The sequence below is a fragment of the Pseudomonas rossensis genome (assembly GCF_039888995.1).
GTDB lineage: Bacteria > Pseudomonadota > Gammaproteobacteria > Pseudomonadales > Pseudomonadaceae > Aquipseudomonas > Aquipseudomonas rossensis.
Genome location: NZ_JBBWCB010000002.1, coordinates 142,867 through 157,492, shown reverse-complemented (window position 1 = coordinate 157,492; position 14,626 = coordinate 142,867). Strand labels below are relative to the sequence as shown.

Annotated in this window: 15 protein-coding genes; all 15 read left to right on the top strand. The window is 62.1% G+C overall.

Annotated features, from left to right (window positions below; all coding sequences use genetic code 11):
- The coding region (locus tag WLY71_RS01530) for a 3-hydroxyacyl-ACP dehydratase FabZ family protein (RefSeq protein WP_347802228.1) at positions 1-558 on the top strand (558 nt) is incomplete at its 5' end.
- Between the two features lie 131 nt (positions 559-689).
- Positions 690-1,424 carry a glycosyltransferase family 2 protein gene (locus WLY71_RS01525; protein WP_347802227.1) on the top strand — a complete coding sequence of 245 codons (735 nt, stop codon included), beginning with the start codon at positions 690-692 and terminating at the stop codon, positions 1,422-1,424.
- Positions 1,421-2,362 carry a lysophospholipid acyltransferase family protein gene (locus WLY71_RS01520; protein WP_347802226.1) on the top strand — a complete coding sequence of 314 codons (942 nt, stop codon included), beginning with the start codon at positions 1,421-1,423 and terminating at the stop codon, positions 2,360-2,362. Before WLY71_RS01525 ends, WLY71_RS01520 begins: the two co-directional genes overlap by 4 nt.
- On the top strand, positions 2,343-3,887 hold the full coding sequence (locus WLY71_RS01515; RefSeq protein WP_347802225.1) for an HAL/PAL/TAL family ammonia-lyase: 1,545 nt from the start codon (positions 2,343-2,345) through the stop codon (positions 3,885-3,887). Before WLY71_RS01520 ends, WLY71_RS01515 begins: the two co-directional genes overlap by 20 nt.
- A complete protein-coding gene (locus tag WLY71_RS01510; RefSeq protein WP_347802224.1) occupies positions 3,880-4,305 on the top strand; it encodes an acyl-CoA thioesterase in 426 nt (141 codons plus the stop codon). The genes WLY71_RS01515 and WLY71_RS01510 overlap by 8 nt, the downstream gene beginning before the upstream one ends.
- Before the next feature lie 182 nt (positions 4,306-4,487).
- On the top strand, positions 4,488-5,054 hold the full coding sequence (locus tag WLY71_RS01505; protein WP_347802232.1) for an outer membrane lipoprotein carrier protein LolA: 567 nt from the start codon (positions 4,488-4,490) through the stop codon (positions 5,052-5,054).
- On the top strand, positions 5,038-7,377 hold the full coding sequence (locus WLY71_RS01500; protein ID WP_347802223.1) for an MMPL family transporter: 2,340 nt from the start codon (positions 5,038-5,040) through the stop codon (positions 7,375-7,377). The genes WLY71_RS01505 and WLY71_RS01500 overlap by 17 nt, the downstream gene beginning before the upstream one ends.
- Entirely contained in the window at positions 7,374-8,534 is a 1,161-nt protein-coding gene (locus WLY71_RS01495; RefSeq protein WP_347802222.1) for a cation:proton antiporter, read from the top strand. Before WLY71_RS01500 ends, WLY71_RS01495 begins: the two co-directional genes overlap by 4 nt.
- Positions 8,521-9,768, top strand: a complete 1,248-nt coding sequence (locus WLY71_RS01490) for an NAD(P)/FAD-dependent oxidoreductase (protein ID WP_347802221.1) — start codon at positions 8,521-8,523, stop codon at positions 9,766-9,768. Before WLY71_RS01495 ends, WLY71_RS01490 begins: the two co-directional genes overlap by 14 nt.
- A complete protein-coding gene (locus WLY71_RS01485) occupies positions 9,765-10,490 on the top strand; it encodes a class I SAM-dependent methyltransferase (RefSeq protein WP_347802220.1) in 726 nt (241 codons plus the stop codon). The genes WLY71_RS01490 and WLY71_RS01485 overlap by 4 nt, the downstream gene beginning before the upstream one ends.
- Positions 10,490-10,972: a hypothetical protein gene (locus WLY71_RS01480; RefSeq protein WP_347802219.1), complete on the top strand. Its 483-nt coding sequence runs from the start codon at positions 10,490-10,492 to the stop codon at positions 10,970-10,972. Before WLY71_RS01485 ends, WLY71_RS01480 begins: the two co-directional genes overlap by 1 nt.
- Positions 10,969-12,165, top strand: coding sequence for a beta-ketoacyl-[acyl-carrier-protein] synthase family protein (locus WLY71_RS01475; RefSeq protein ID WP_347802218.1), 1,197 nt, complete (start codon positions 10,969-10,971; stop codon positions 12,163-12,165). Before WLY71_RS01480 ends, WLY71_RS01475 begins: the two co-directional genes overlap by 4 nt.
- Positions 12,162-12,623, top strand: coding sequence for a hotdog family protein (locus tag WLY71_RS01470; protein WP_008149597.1), 462 nt, complete (start codon positions 12,162-12,164; stop codon positions 12,621-12,623). The genes WLY71_RS01475 and WLY71_RS01470 overlap by 4 nt, the downstream gene beginning before the upstream one ends.
- The gene (gene fabG, locus WLY71_RS01465) at positions 12,620-13,348 is read left to right on the top strand and encodes a 3-oxoacyl-ACP reductase FabG (protein ID WP_347802217.1); all 729 of its coding nucleotides are present in this window, start codon (positions 12,620-12,622) and stop codon (positions 13,346-13,348) included. Before WLY71_RS01470 ends, fabG begins: the two co-directional genes overlap by 4 nt.
- A complete protein-coding gene (locus tag WLY71_RS01460) occupies positions 13,348-14,574 on the top strand; it encodes a beta-ketoacyl-ACP synthase (protein ID WP_283182633.1) in 1,227 nt (408 codons plus the stop codon). Before fabG ends, WLY71_RS01460 begins: the two co-directional genes overlap by 1 nt.
- Positions 14,575-14,626: the final 52 nt, after the last annotated feature.

Here is a 14,626-nt window from a genome sequence, read left to right as displayed (position 1 = left end):
CTGCTGGTGCTGACCGAGTCAGGCCTGCATGCCTTGCGCAATCAGGGTCGACGCACCCTCACGCAAGAACTGCGTCAGCATCTGAGCCAGCATTGCGAAGCCCTGGCCCTGCCACGACGCTGGCGCCTGCTGCGGCAACTGCCGCTGAACGCCCAGGGCAAACTGCCCCAGGCCACCGTTGAAGCCCTGCTGCTGGCGCCGCGCCCAAAGGCACCGGAAGTGCTGGAGCAGGTCGAAGTCGATGGCGAGTGGAGCCTGCAACTGGCGGTACCACCCGACCTCGCCTACTTCAGCGGCCACTTCCCTCAGGCGCCGGTATTGCCCGGCGTGGTGCAAGTGGAGTGGGCGTTAATGCTGGGCCAGCAACTGATGGACCTGCCGGCAAAATTCGCTGGCATGGAAGTGCTGAAATTCCAGCAACTGGTACGCCCCGGCGATGAAATCCAACTGCACCTGCGCTTCGATACGACGCGCAGCAAGTTGTATTTCACCTATCGCAACGAGACCGCGACCTGCTCCAGTGGGCGGATCTTGCTGGAGGCCTCAAGCGATGCATAACTTTGGTGAGTGCTGCGCACTCAATCGCGAGCAAGCTCGCTCCCACAGGGGATTCGTGGTTAACAGAGATCCAATGTGGGAGCGAGCTTGCTCGCGATGCAGGCACCTCGGTCCTTCAGGTGAACACCAACATGCATAACCCCTGCGCAATCATCCCGGTCTACAACCACGAAACCGCCATCACCACGGTGGTTGATGCGGTACTCGCCAGCAGCCTGCCATGCATTCTCGTGGACGACGCCAGTAGCCCGGCCTGTGCAAAGATCCTCGATCAACTGGCCCAGCGCGACAAAGTGTTCCTGATCCGACTCGGCGCCAACCAGGGCAAGGGTGGCGCGGTCATGACTGGCATGCGCGAAGCCTCGCGCCTGGGCTTCAGCCATGCCTTGCAGGTGGACGCCGACGGTCAGCACGATCTGCAAGACGTCCAGACCTTCATCGAACTGTCACGCGCCCATCCCGAGGCGGTGATCTGCGGCTATCCGCAATACGACGCCAGCGTGCCGAAAGGTCGCTTGTACGCCCGCTACCTGACTCACGTCATGGTCTGGATCAACACCCTGTCGTTGCAGATTCGCGATTCCATGTGCGGCTTCCGTGTCTATCCGTTACCACCGACCCTGGCGCTGATCGATTCGGCGAAGATCGGCAAGCGCATGGACTTCGACTCGGACATTCTCGTACGACTGGCCTGGCGCAATCTCCCCATGCAATGGCTGCAAACCAAAGTCCATTACCCGCTGGATGGCGTCTCGCATTTCCGCCTGTTCCACGACAACGTGCTGATTACGAGCATGCACACCCGACTGTTCTTCGGCATGTTGCTACGGGCGCCAGTGATCCTCTGGCGACGGTGGCGAGCATGAGTGCAGACAAGGAACACTGGGCTGACCGTCAGGAGCGCGGCAGTTTCTGGCTGATGAAGCTCACTGCGTTCGGCGCCAAGGTACTCGGCCGTCGGCTGTTGAGCCCGCTGCTGTACGGCATCGTTCTGTACTTTTTCCTGTTCGGGCGCAGCGCCCGTCGCAGCGCCTGGCAATACCAGCAGAGGCTCGCCGACTGGAGTGGTCGCAACGAATTGCGCCCGACCCATTGGCGGGTGTTCGGCCAGTTCATGGCCTTCGCCGATTCCATGCTCGACAAGCTCGACGTATGGAACGGCAAGTTGAGCATCGAGCAGATTGAAATCATCGACCCGGCATTGCTGCGCAATCAATTGCGCGGCAGCCGAGGGCAGATGCTGGTGGGCGCGCATTTGGGCAATCTCGAGGTCTGCCGTGCGCTGGCCGAGATCGGCGAAAAAGTCACGATGAACGTGCTGGTGCACACCAAGCATGCCGAGCAATTCAACCGTTTGCTCGGCGAAGCCGGCGCGACCAATCTGCGGCTGATTCAGGTCAGCGAGCTCGACCCGCTGATCATGCTGCAACTCCATGAACGCCTTGAGCGCGGCGAATGGCTGGCGATTGCCGGCGACCGCGTGCCGCTGCATGGCGGACGCAGCGTGACGGTGGACTTCCTCGGTCATCAGGCCGCATTCCCTCAGGGCCCATGGTTGCTGGCCGGTCTGCTGAAATGCCCGATCAACCTGATGCTGTGCCTGAAGAAGCCGACGGGTGACTATCGACTGACCCTCGAACCGTTCGCCGAGGCCGTGGTGTGGAAACGCAGCGACCGCGAGCAGGTCATTCATCAGTGGGCCTCCCGCTATGCCGAACGCTTGGGTCACTATTGCCTTGAAGCGCCCCAACAATGGTTCAACTTTTACCCTTTCTGGAAGACCGATGACGACGCCAACGCTTGAGCCGGTAACCTTCGGCGAACTCCCTTTGCGCATCGAAGACGTGCTGGCCCTGGCCAACCGTCAGGTGCCGACGCAGTTGCAAGGCGACCCTGCGTACCGCGAGCGTATCGCCAAGGGTGCGCGATTCCTGGACTCCCTGCTGGACAAGGAAGGCGTGATCTACGGCGTGACCACCGGTTACGGCGATTCTTGCGTGGTCGCGGTGCCGCTGCATCACGTCGAGGCGTTGCCCCGTCATCTGTACACCTTCCACGGCTGCGGGTTGGGCAAACTGCTTGATGCACAGGCCACTCGCGCGGTACTGGCGGCGCGTTTGCAGTCGCTGTGCCACGGCGTGTCCGGGGTGCGCGTGGAGCTGCTGGAACGCCTGCAAGCCTTCCTCGAACACGACATTCTGCCGCTGATTCCGGAAGAGGGCTCGGTGGGCGCCAGCGGTGATCTGACGCCGTTGTCCTATGTCGCCGCGACGTTGTCCGGTGAACGCGAAGTGATGTTCCGTGGCGAACGCCGACAAGCGGCCGACGTGCACCGCGAACTGGGTTGGGAGCCGCTGGTACTGCGTCCGAAAGAAGCGTTGGCGCTGATGAACGGCACCGCCGTCATGACCGGTCTCGCGTGCCTGGCCTATGCCCGCGCCGATTACCTGCTGCAACTGGCCACGCGCATCACCGCGCTGAACGTGGTCGCCCTGCAAGGCAACCCCGAGCACTTCGACGAGCGCCTGTTCGCCACCAAACCGCATCCTGGGCAAATGCAAGTCGCCGCGTGGTTGCGCAAGGATCTGGCGATCGACGCGCCGACCGCGCCGCTGCATCGCCTGCAAGACCGTTATTCCCTGCGTTGTGCACCCCACGTCCTCGGCGTATTGGCCGACAGCCTGAACTGGCTGCGCTCGTTCATCGAGATCGAGCTCAACAGCGCCAACGACAACCCGATTATCGACGCCGAAGCCGAGCGCGTGTTGCACGGCGGGCACTTCTACGGCGGCCACATTGCGTTCGCCATGGACAGCCTGAAAAACCTGGTGGCCAACGTCGCCGACCTGCTCGATCGTCAACTCGCCTTGCTGGTGGACGAGCGTTACAACCACGGCTTGCCGAGCAACCTGTCCGGCGCCACCGCTGACCGGGCGATGCTCAATCACGGCTTCAAAGCCGTGCAGATCGGCACCAGTGCCTGGACCGCCGAAGCGCTGAAAAACACCATGCCGGCCAGCGTCTTCTCGCGCTCCACCGAATGCCACAACCAGGACAAAGTGAGCATGGGCACCATCGCCGCCCGCGATGCGATCCGTGTGCTGGAGCTGACCGAACAGGTCGCCGCCGCCACCCTGCTGGCCGCCAACCAAGGCGTCTGGCTGCGCAGTAAAGCCGAGGATGCACGTCCATTGCCGCCAGCCCTGGCCGCCATGCACGAAGCGTTGGCCAAGGACTTCCCGCCGGTCATCGAAGACCGCGCGCTGGAAGGCGAACTGCGCCTGTGCCTGAAGCGTATTGCCGAGCAACACTGGAGGCTGCATGCGTAGCAAGGGAGTGCTTCACACCGATACGGAAATCCTCGTGCCGTTCTTTGATGTCGACACCATGAACGTCGTCTGGCACGGCCATTACATCAAATACCTGGAAGTCGCCCGCTGCGCGCTGCTGGACAAGATCGGCCACAACTACACGGCCATGGTCGAGTCGGGTTACGCGTGGCCGGTGATCGATCTGCAATTGCGCTATGTGCGCGGCGCGGTGTTCGGCCAAAAGCTCAACGTGCGCGCCAATCTGGTGGAATGGGAGAACCGTCTGAAGATCAGTTACCTGATCAGCGATCTGGAAACCGGCGAACGCTTGACCCGCGCCAGTTCCGTGCAGGTCGCCATCGACATGAGCAGCCGCGAAATGCAGTTGGCCTCACCCAAGGTCTTCACCGACGCTGTTGAAAGGATGCTCGCATGACTCTGCTGAAAACCCTCTGTAGCAGCTGGCGAAGCCTGCGTCGGCCGGTCCGCGCTCGGGCGCAGCAGTCGCCCTGCATTTCTCCTGATGCACCGCATGTTCAGGTTTTACGACGGCTTCGCCGCCGAACGCAGCCTCGCGGGCTCGGCAGCTGCTACGGGTTCGTGGCGGGGCTGGTATTGATGCAGGGGTTCTCTTCGCTGGCGCAGGCTTTTGATTTGCAGCAGTTGAGCGATCAATTGGCCAAGCCAGACGTGATCCACGGCAATTTCATCCAGGAAAAACACCTACGTGCCCTGCCTCAGCCGCTGACCAGCAAGGGCACTTTCGTCCTCGCTAAAAACCACGGTTTGCTCTGGCTGCTGAAAACCCCGCTGCAACAGGATTACCGCATCAGCGCCAAAGGCATTGCCCGGCGTGACGCCAACGGTTGGCAAATGCTGCCGAGCAAGAGTGCCGGCGCCGAGCAGAACCGTTTGTTCCTTGCGGTACTGCAAGGCGACAGCAGCGGACTGCAACGGGATTTCGAGCTTTCACTGAGCGGCGATGCACAGAACTGGAAGCTGACGCTGAGTCCGCGCTCCCTGCTGCTCAAGCAAGTGTTCACTCAGATCAACATTACCGGCGGCGAACTGGTGCACAGCATCGAGCTGCTCGAAACCCAGGGTGACAGCACCCTCTTGCGCATGCAGGACAGCACCAGCGCCCAACCGTTGAGCGATGCGGAGCAACATGACTTTGCCGAGTGAACGGAGTCTTCCACGGCTGTTTCTGATCCTGCTGCTGGCGGTGCTCGCGCTCGCCGGTTGGCAATGGCGTGACGGCGCACCACTGTCGGCCAACCTGATGGAACTGGTGCCAGGCACGGCGCCGGACGCTCTGGAACTGCGCGCCGAACAACGCATGCAAGAACCGCTGAACCGCGAAATGCTGGTGCTGGTCGGCCACACCGATCGCCAGCAAGCCGTCGCGATGGCGCAGAAACTGGGTGAACAGTGGCAGGCCAGCGGTTTGTTCGAAAAGGTCCAGTGGAACCTGCAAGCCGACTTGCCGGCGCTGCGCACGCAATTGCTCAACGGCCGACTGGCAATGCTCTCAGCGGCTGACCGACAGCAACTGATCGAGCATCCCGACGCCTTTATCCAGCAGCGAGTACAAGCACTGTTCGACCCCTTCACCGGTTTCAGTCTGGTGCCGAGCCAGGATGACTGGCTGGGCCTGACCGGACGCATCCAGAACAGCCAGCCGCAGCACGGTTCGGTGCAACTGGACATCGGCAGCGGTGCGCTGGTCGCCGATGCCGACGGCAAGAGTTGGGTGCTGCTGCGCTCGCGCACCACGGGCAACGCCTTCGACATGAACTTGCCGTTGCAAGTGGCCGACCTGCTCCAGCACAGCCGTGAACAAGCCACCCAGGCAAACGTTCAATTGCTTGCCGCCAGCGGCTTGCTCTATGCGGCCAGTGGGCAAAAGCAAGCCACCCGGGAAATGACCTGGGTCGGTGGCGGCGCCACGGCGGGCATTCTATTGCTGTTGCTGCTGGCCTTCCGGCGCTGGAGGGTCTTGCTGGCCTTCGTCCCGGTGCTGGTCGGCATGCTCTTCGGCGCGGTGGCCTGTGTGGCGCTGTTCGGCCATATGCATGTGATGACGCTGGTGCTCGGCTCGAGCCTGATCGGCGTGGCGGTCGATTACCCGCTGCACTATCTGTCCAAGAGCTGGAGCCTGAAACCCTGGCACAGTTGGCCGGCCCTGCGCCTGACGTTGCCGGGCCTGACGCTGAGCCTGATCACCAGTTGCATCGGTTACCTAGCCCTGGCCTGGACACCGTTCCCGGCGCTGACCCAGATCGCCGTGTTCTCTGCCGCCGGTCTGCTCGGCGCTTATTTGTCCGCGGTGTGCCTGCTGCCGGCACTGCTCAAGGGCACAGATTTGCGTCCAGCGCAGTGGCCGCTGCGGGTGTCCGAGTATTTGCTGGGGCGCCGTGAAGCGCTGCTCAAGCTCGCGAGCACGCCGGTGCTGCTGGCGCTGCTGATTGCCTTTTGTGTGGGCGGTCTGTTGCAGCTCGACACCAAAAACGACATTCGCCAGTGGGTCGGTGCACCGCAGCAACTGACTGACGAAGCACAAACCATTGCACGCATCACAGGCTATCAACCCACCAGCCAGTTCTTCCTGGTGCGCGCGGCCAATCAGCAGCAACTGCTGGAACGCCAAACCGCGCTGAGCGAGCGGCTGGATCAGTTGGTCAACCTGGAAAAACTCCAGGGTTATCTGTCGCTCAATCAATTGGTCAGCCAACCCACCGAACAGCGGCAAGTGCGTGAAGCGCTGAACAAGTTGCCGCAGTTCTGGCAACCGCTACTCGATGTCGGCGTGCCGGTGGAGGCGCTGCAAGCAGAGCTCACGAAATTGCAGGCACTGCCCACCGAAGACATCGACGCGGCGCTGGTCGGTCCGTTGGCCGAGCCCTATCGCGCGCTGTGGCTGGGCGCGACCGATGACGGCGTAGCGGCGATGGTCAGTCTGCAAGGCTTGAACAACCCTTCCTTGTTGCGCGTCCAGGCGCTGGATTTACCGGGCGTGGAACTGGTGGATCGTCTCGGTGAGTTGAACAAGGTGTTCGCCGACACCCAGATCAGTGCCGCAGAGTTGAAACTCGCGTCCTGCGTGCTGATCGTGCTGGTGCTAATCCTGCCGTTCGGCTTCGGCGGCGCCCTGCGAATCGTCGCCCTGCCGCTGCTGGCCGCGCTGTGCAGCCTGGCCAGTCTCGGCTGGCTGGGACAACCGCTGACGCTGTTCAGTCTGTTCGGCCTGCTGCTGGTGACGGCCATCAGCGTCGATTACGCAATCCTCATGCGTGAACAGGTCGGCGGCGCTGCCGTGAGCCTGCTGGGCACCTTGCTGGCGGCGCTGACCACCTGGCTGTCGTTCGGTTTGCTGGCGGTGTCCAGCACGCCGGCGGTGAGCAATTTCGGTCTGTCGGTGAGCCTGGGCCTGGCGTTCAGCTTCATTCTTGCGCCGTGGGCCGGACGCCAGGTTCACGCCGCCCCGGTCACGGAGTCAGCCACATGATGATCGCCGTGTTCTGGGTCATGGCCCTGGCGCTGTTCGCCGTGGCCACCCGTGTCGGTCGTCACTTCGGCGTGATCCCGATCGTCAGCCAGTTGCTGCTGGCCACCTTCGGCCTGCCGCTGCTGATGTACTTCTGGATCGAACCCCAGTGGCAATTGAGTGGCGCCGCGCTGGTCGCGCCGGCCTGGCTGAAAAACGTCTACAGCCTGAGCTTTGCGTTGTTGCTGGGGCACATTCTCAGTGACGTGATTGACCTGCGACTCGACCGTCAGAGCCTGAAAATCGCCCTGCCGAGTTTCTCCATTCCGTTTGCCTGCGGCCTCGCGACAGCGGTCTGGCTGTTACCGCCGCAACCCTGGATCAGTTCACTGGCGGTCGGCCTGCTGTTCGCCATCACGGCGATTCCGGTGTTGTATTTGTACCTGCGGCACATCAAATACCCGCCTGCCGCTACCCGGCGACTGGTGCAGACCGCGATCCTCATCGACCTCACTTGCTGGACCCTGTTCGCCATCGCCCAAGGCAGCCTGCACCTGAGCAGCCTCCTGCTGCCGCTGGCCGGCGCCTGCCTGCCGTTGCTGCTGCGTCTGCTCCGATTGCGCCAACCGTTGCTGCACAGCGGTTGCTTCTTCGCACTGCTGGTGGTGGCGGAACACTTCAAGCTCAATGCGCTGATTTTCGGCATCGGTTACCTGCTGTGGATGGCCGCGCTCAAAGTGCCGCTGGTGCTGCCGTTGCCGGTGATCTGGATGAGTCACTTGCAGACGTATATCGCGATCCCGCTGATCCTCACGTTCGGCATCGTGCAAATCAACGTCCACGCGGCCATGGCCAGCCTCGACTGGGTGCAACTGACGGCACTGCTGCTGTTCCCGATTGCCAGTAAACTGCTGGGCAACTGGCTGGGCCTCGGTTGGGCCGGCGCCTCGTTCGAAGGCGCCAGTCGCTGGCGGGAAAGCGTCTTGCTGAATATTCGCGGCTTGAGCGAGATCGTCTTTCTCAACCTGCTGCTGCAACAACAACTCATCAGCCCGGCGCTGTACTTCGCGCTGATGGTGATGGGCCTGATTGCGACATTGCTGCCGGCACTCGCCGGCATGCACCGACCCCCTCTGAACATCGCCGTCCCGGCAAGGAGCCCCCGTGCCAACAGTTGAAATGGAACATCGCCAGGTCGTGGTTATCGGTGCAGGTCCATCGGGCGCCATCGCCGCCGCGCTGCTCAAGCGCAAGGGTCATGACGTATTGATGATCGAACGCCAGCATTTCCCAAGGTTTTCCATCGGTGAAAGCCTGTTGTCCCACTGCCTGGATTTTGTCGAAGAAGCCGGCATGCTCGAAGCGGTGAACGCCGCCGGATTCCAGTTGAAAAACGGTGCGGCATTCGCTTGGGGCGAGCAATACAGCGCCTTTGATTTCGGCGAGACTTTCAGCAACGGCAAGCCGACCACCTTCCAGGTCCAGCGTGCCGATTTCGACAAGCTGCTGGCTGATCAAGCCGCGCTGCAAGGCGTGGAGGTTCGCTACGGCGAAGCCATTGTCAGCGTCGATTTCACCCTGCCGAAACCGCAGCTCGACGTGCTTCGCGAAGACGGCAGCCAGTACCGCGTCGAAGCCGATTTCGTGCTGGATGCCAGCGGCTACGGCCGTGTGTTGCCGCGCTTGCTCGACCTTGAAGCACCGTCGAATTTCCCGGTGCGCCAGGCCGTGTTCACCCACGTCGAAGACCACATCGACAACCCGACCTTCGAGCGGGAAAAAATCCTCATCACCACCCATCCGATCCACCGGGATATCTGGTTCTGGACCATCCCGTTCAGCAACGGCCGTTGCTCGGTGGGCGTGGTCGCGGCAGCCGAACACTTCGACGGTCGCATGGAAAATCTGGACGAGTGCCTGCGTGGGTTTATCGCTGAAACCCCAAGCCTGGCCGGTGTGCTGAACAACGCCGTGTGGGATACGCCTGCTCGAACCATCGGCGGCTACTCGGCCAACGTCAAAACCCTCCACGGGCCAGGCTTTGCCCTGCTCGGCAACGCGGCGGAATTTCTCGACCCGGTGTTTTCCTCTGGCGTGACCATCGCCATGCGCTCGGCGAGCATGGCCGTCGGGGTTCTGCATCGCCAACTGCAAGGCGAAAATATCGATTGGCAGACTGAGTTCGCCATCCCGCTCAAGCGCGGCGTCGACACGTTCCGTTGCTACGTCGAAGGCTGGTACGCCGGGACGTTCCAGGATGTGATTTACCATGAGGGCGGCTCGCCCGATATTCGCCGCATGATCAGCTCGATCCTCGCCGGTTATGCCTGGGATGAGCGTAATCCGTTCGTCGCCGAACCCAAGCGCCGGCTGCGGATGCTCTCGGAGCTCTGTGCAAGGGATGCCACATGAGCTACTTGAGCGACACCTACGTCGAAGAGACCCGCTTCGGTTTCTGGTTTCTGCGCAGCCACACCTGGCAGCACCATGTACTGCGAGTGGCAATCACCGATTTGCGCAGCCTGTTCAGCGAAACACCGCCGAGCAACCCGGTATTGCTGGATGCCGGTTGCGGTCAGGGCAAGTCGTTTCAGTACTTGCGCCAGACCTTTGCCCCCCAGCGCCTGATCGGTCTGGACGCCGACCCTTACAGCCTGAAGCTGGCCGGCGAAGAGGCCGTCCGTCAGGGCATGGCGGTGGAGTTGACCGGCAGCGACTGCGCGAGCATCAACGTCCCGGACGCCAGCGTCGACCTGCTGTTCTGTCACCAGACCTTCCATCATCTGGTGCAGCAGGAACAGGCACTGGCCGAGTTCTACCGCGTGCTCAAGCCCGGTGGCTATCTGCTGTTCGCCGAATCCACCGAGGCTTACATTGATACCTGGGTGATCCGCTGGTTGTTCCGCCATCCGATGCACGTGCAGAAGAGCGCCGCCGGGTATCTGGACATGATTCGCCAGCAGGGTTTCGAATTCGGCCCGAAAAACGTGTCTTATCCGTACTTGTGGTGGAGCCGTGCAAAGGATTTCGGCCTGTTTGAACGCTTGGGTCTGCGCCGGCCAAAGCCCTTCGGCCAACGGGAAGAAACCCTGGTCAATGTGGTCGCGCGCAAACCCCTTGATAGGTGTGCCTGATGATCCGTTTTCTGCTGTTGGGTTGCGTCCTGTTGCTGAGCGCCTGTGCCAGCCGGGCGCCGCTGCCCGAGCTAACCCCGAACCTGTCGTTGCCGCTGCAATTGCACATCCAGCGTCTGGTGGCCGACCAACGGCAGGACTGGGTGCTGGTGATCCAGCGTGAAGGCCCTGGCATTCGCTGGTCGATGATGGACTTGCTGGGCATTCCACAGGCACGCCAGAAACTGGTCGATGGCGAGTGGCAGGCTGACGGTCTGCTGCCGCCCAATCCGGAAGCGCGAGAGCTGTTCGCCGCGCTGCTGTTTGCGCTGACCCCCAAAGATGAACTGTCGGGCAACTATCCCGCCGCGTGGCAGCATGGCTCGCAACGGTCCTTGCCAGCGCACTGGGAAGTCCGCTACTCACAACCCATGAGCTTTGAATTGAACCTGCCCAAAGGCCCGAAATATCAAGTCACGCCGCTCAGCGGGGACACGCCATGACGGCTTACCTGAATGCCCTTGGGGTGATCTGCGCCCTGGGCCGTGACAAGCACGAAGTCGCCAGCAACCTGTTTGCCGGTGACTGTTCGGGCATGCGCAATGAGGCTGGTTGGGTGGCAGAACGGTCGTTGCCCGTGGCCGCAGTTCGCGGCGAACTGGCGGCGATCCCGGCGGAGCTTGCGCCGCAAGGCAGCCGTAATAATCAATTGCTGCTGGAAGTCGCGCTGCAAATTCGCGAAGACATCGACCAGGCGATCCAGACCTACGGCCGCGACCGCATTGGTATCGTTCTGGGCACCAGCACCTCGGGCATCGACGAAGCCAGCAGTGGCCTGGCCCATTACATCCGCGAGCATCAGTTCCCGGCCGATTACGACTACCAGCAACAGGAGCTCGGCGCTCCGGCGAACTTCCTCGCCGACTGGCTGCAACTGAGCGGCCCGGCCTATGTGATCTCCACGGCCTGCACTTCCAGCGCCCGGGCGCTGATGAGTGCTCAGCGACTGCTGGACCTGGGCGTGTGCGACGCGGTGCTGTGTGGCGGTGTCGACAGCTTGTGCAAGTTGACCCTCAATGGGTTCTCGGCGCTGGAAGCGGTGTCCGGGCAACGCTGCAACCCGTTTTCGGTGAACCGTAACGGCATCAACATAGGCGAAGCGGCGGTGCTGTTTTTGATGAGCAAAAGTGTCGGCGACAGTCAGCCGATTGCCCTGCTCGGCAGTGGCGCCAGCTCCGATGCACATCACATTTCCGCACCGGAACCGACCGGCCGTGGCGCCCTGCAAGCGATGCGCAAAGCCTTGAGCCGAGCACAACTGCAACCGCAACAGATCGATTACCTGAACTTGCACGGCACCGCCACCCAACACAACGACGCCATGGAAAGCCTGGCGGTGGCGACGTTGTTCCCGGCGGGTGTGCCGTGTTCGTCGACCAAACCCATGACCGGCCACACCCTCGGGGCGGCCGGCGCTCTGGAAGCGGCGTTCTGCTGGTTGAGCCTGAGTGCAGGCAACCGCGACCACGCCCTGCCGCCCCACGTCTGGGACGGCCAACCGGACCCCCAATTGCCAGCCCTGAATTGGGTGACCCCGGCCGATCGCCTGACGTCCATTGCACCTCGCTATCTGATGAGCAATTCCTTTGCCTTCGGTGGTAACAACGTCAGCCTGATTATCGGAGACGCCCCATGATTGACTGGCCGATCGCCGAGCTGCTGCCGCACGCTGGCGACATGATCTTCATCGAGCAGATCCTGTCGTTCGATGACGAGCAGATTTACACCCGCCTCACGGTCAAACCCGACGGCCTGTTCAACCGCCCGGATGGCAGCCTGCCGGCCTGGGTCGGCATTGAACTGATGGCCCAGAGCGTCGCCGCCTACGCCGGTTGCCATGCCCGTCAGCGTGGCGATGCGGTGGAGCTGGGGTTTCTGCTTGGCACCCGCAAATTCGAATGCAACGTCGAGCACTTCCCCGCCGGCACGGAGCTGACCATCCACGGAATCCGCTCGCTGGAAGACGACAACGGCATGGGCGTGTTCGAATGCCACATCACCGCGCCCGGCATTCACGCCACCGCTCGTCTGAACGTGTTCCGTCCGCCTCAGGCTGCTCAATACCTTCATGAAACCCAAGGAACCCAGCCATGACTGAATCCGTACTGATCACCGGTTCCAGCCGTGGCATCGGCCGTGCTATCGCTTTGCGTCTGGCTCAGGCCGGGCATGACATCGTGCTGCATTGCCGCAGTGGCCTGGCGGACGCTGAAGCCGTGAAGGCTGAAATCGAAGCCTTGGGGCGCAACGTGCGCATTCTGCAATTCGATGTGTCCGATCGCGCCAACTGCAAAGCCATTCTCGAAGCCGACGTGGAAACCCACGGCGCCTATTACGGCGTGGTGCTGAACGCCGGCCTGACGCGCGACGGTGCTTTTCCGGCCTTGAGCGAGGATGATTGGGATGTGGTGATGCGCACCAACCTCGACGGTTTCTACAACGTGCTGCACCCGGTGATGATGCCGATGATTCGTCGTCGCGCGGCCGGGCGGATTGTTTGCATCACCTCGGTTTCCGGGTTGATCGGCAACCGTGGCCAAGTCAACTACAGCGCTTCCAAGGCCGGTTTGATCGGCGCGGCGAAGGCGTTGGCGATCGAGTTGGGCAAGCGCAAAATTACCGTTAACTGTGTCGCACCCGGCTTGATCGACACTGCAATGCTCGATGAAAACGTGCCGGTGGAAGACCTGATGAAAATGATCCCCGCACAACGCATGGGCACCCCGGAAGAGGTGGCCAGCGCAGTGAATTTCCTGATGTCGGCGGAAGCGTCGTACATCACCCGGCAGGTTCTGGCCGTCAACGGAGGCCTGTGCTGATGAAGCGCGTCGTCGTCACCGGCATGGCCGGCATCACCTCACTGGGCAGCGATTGGGACACCATCGCCGGCAACTTCGCAGCCAACCGCAGCGGTATCCGCCGGATGGACGAGTGGGATCGCTTCACCGAACTCAACACGCGCCTCGCTGGGCCGATCGATGACTTCAAAGTGCCGAGCCACTGGACCCGCAAACAATTGCGCAGCATGGGCCGGGTCTCGCGCCTGGCGGTCGGCGCGGCAGAACAGGCATTGGCCGATGCCGGTCTGTTGGGTGACCCGTCGATCAAGGACGGGCGCATGGGCGTTTCCTGCGGCTCATCCACCGGCAGCACCGACGAGATCAAGGCGTTCGGCAACATGCTGCTCAACTCGGTGGCCGAGGGCCTGAACGCCAACTCCTATGTGCGCATGATGCCGCACACCACGGCCGCGAATATCAGTATCTTCTTCGGCCTCACCGGCCGGCTGATCCCGACCTCCAGCGCTTGCACCAGCGGCAGTCAGGGCATCGGTTATGCCTACGAATCGGTCAAGTTCGGTCGCCTGCCATTGATGCTCGCCGGCGGTGCCGAAGAACTGTGCCCCACCGAAGCGATGGTATTCGATGCGCTCTACGCCACCAGCCTGAAAAACGATGCGCCGCAAACTTCCCCACGCCCATACGACAGCGGCCGCGATGGCCTGGTGATCGGTGAAGGCAGCGGCATGCTGGTGCTCGAAGAACTCGAACACGCATTGGCTCGCGGTGCGCACATCCACGCCGAACTCGTCGGTTTCGGCAGCAACGCCGACGGCCAGCACGCCACCCGCCCAGAGCAGGTCACCATGCGCCGGGCCATGGAACTGGCGCTGGAAGACGCCGGGTTACAGCCTTCTGACATCGGCTACGTGAATGGTCACGGCACCGCGACTGAACAGGGCGACATTGCCGAAACACTGGCAACGAGCGCGTTGTTCGGCGAGCACATGCCGATCAGCTCGCAGAAGAGTTTCCTCGGTCACACCCTCGGAGCCTGCGGCGCGCTGGAATCCTGGTTCAGCATCGAAATGATGAACCGCGACCTGTACGTCCACACCCTCAACCTCGACGACGTCGACCCGCACTGCGGCAAACTCGATTACCTGCGCGGCGAGTTCCGGCAGATGAGCAACCAGTACGTGATGAACAACAACTTTGCGTTTGGTGGGGTTAATACTTCGCTGATTTTTAAGCGCTGGTCGTAAGCAAAATCAAAAGATCGTCCGAACGCGGCCCGAACCTTCGGCAGCTCCTACA

Excerpts from the sequence above, each read along its gene's own strand:
- WLY71_RS01525 (WP_347802227.1), top strand. The coding sequence starts at position 690 with ATGCATAACCCCTGCGCAATCATCCCGGTCTACAACCACGAAACCGCC.
- WLY71_RS01520 (WP_347802226.1), top strand. The coding sequence starts at position 1,421 with ATGAGTGCAGACAAGGAACACTGGGCTGACCGTCAGGAGCGCGGCAGT.
- WLY71_RS01515 (WP_347802225.1), top strand. The coding sequence starts at position 2,343 with ATGACGACGCCAACGCTTGAGCCGGTAACCTTCGGCGAACTCCCTTTG.
- WLY71_RS01510 (WP_347802224.1), top strand. The coding sequence starts at position 3,880 with ATGCGTAGCAAGGGAGTGCTTCACACCGATACGGAAATCCTCGTGCCG.
- WLY71_RS01505 (WP_347802232.1), top strand. The coding sequence starts at position 4,488 with ATGCAGGGGTTCTCTTCGCTGGCGCAGGCTTTTGATTTGCAGCAGTTG.
- WLY71_RS01500 (WP_347802223.1), top strand. The coding sequence starts at position 5,038 with ATGACTTTGCCGAGTGAACGGAGTCTTCCACGGCTGTTTCTGATCCTG.
- WLY71_RS01495 (WP_347802222.1), top strand. The coding sequence starts at position 7,374 with ATGATGATCGCCGTGTTCTGGGTCATGGCCCTGGCGCTGTTCGCCGTG.
- WLY71_RS01485 (WP_347802220.1), top strand. The coding sequence starts at position 9,765 with ATGAGCTACTTGAGCGACACCTACGTCGAAGAGACCCGCTTCGGTTTC.
- WLY71_RS01480 (WP_347802219.1), top strand. The coding sequence starts at position 10,490 with ATGATCCGTTTTCTGCTGTTGGGTTGCGTCCTGTTGCTGAGCGCCTGT.
- WLY71_RS01475 (WP_347802218.1), top strand. The coding sequence starts at position 10,969 with ATGACGGCTTACCTGAATGCCCTTGGGGTGATCTGCGCCCTGGGCCGT.
- WLY71_RS01470 (WP_008149597.1), top strand. The coding sequence starts at position 12,162 with ATGATTGACTGGCCGATCGCCGAGCTGCTGCCGCACGCTGGCGACATG.
- fabG (WP_347802217.1), top strand. The coding sequence starts at position 12,620 with ATGACTGAATCCGTACTGATCACCGGTTCCAGCCGTGGCATCGGCCGT.
- WLY71_RS01460 (WP_283182633.1), top strand. The coding sequence starts at position 13,348 with ATGAAGCGCGTCGTCGTCACCGGCATGGCCGGCATCACCTCACTGGGC.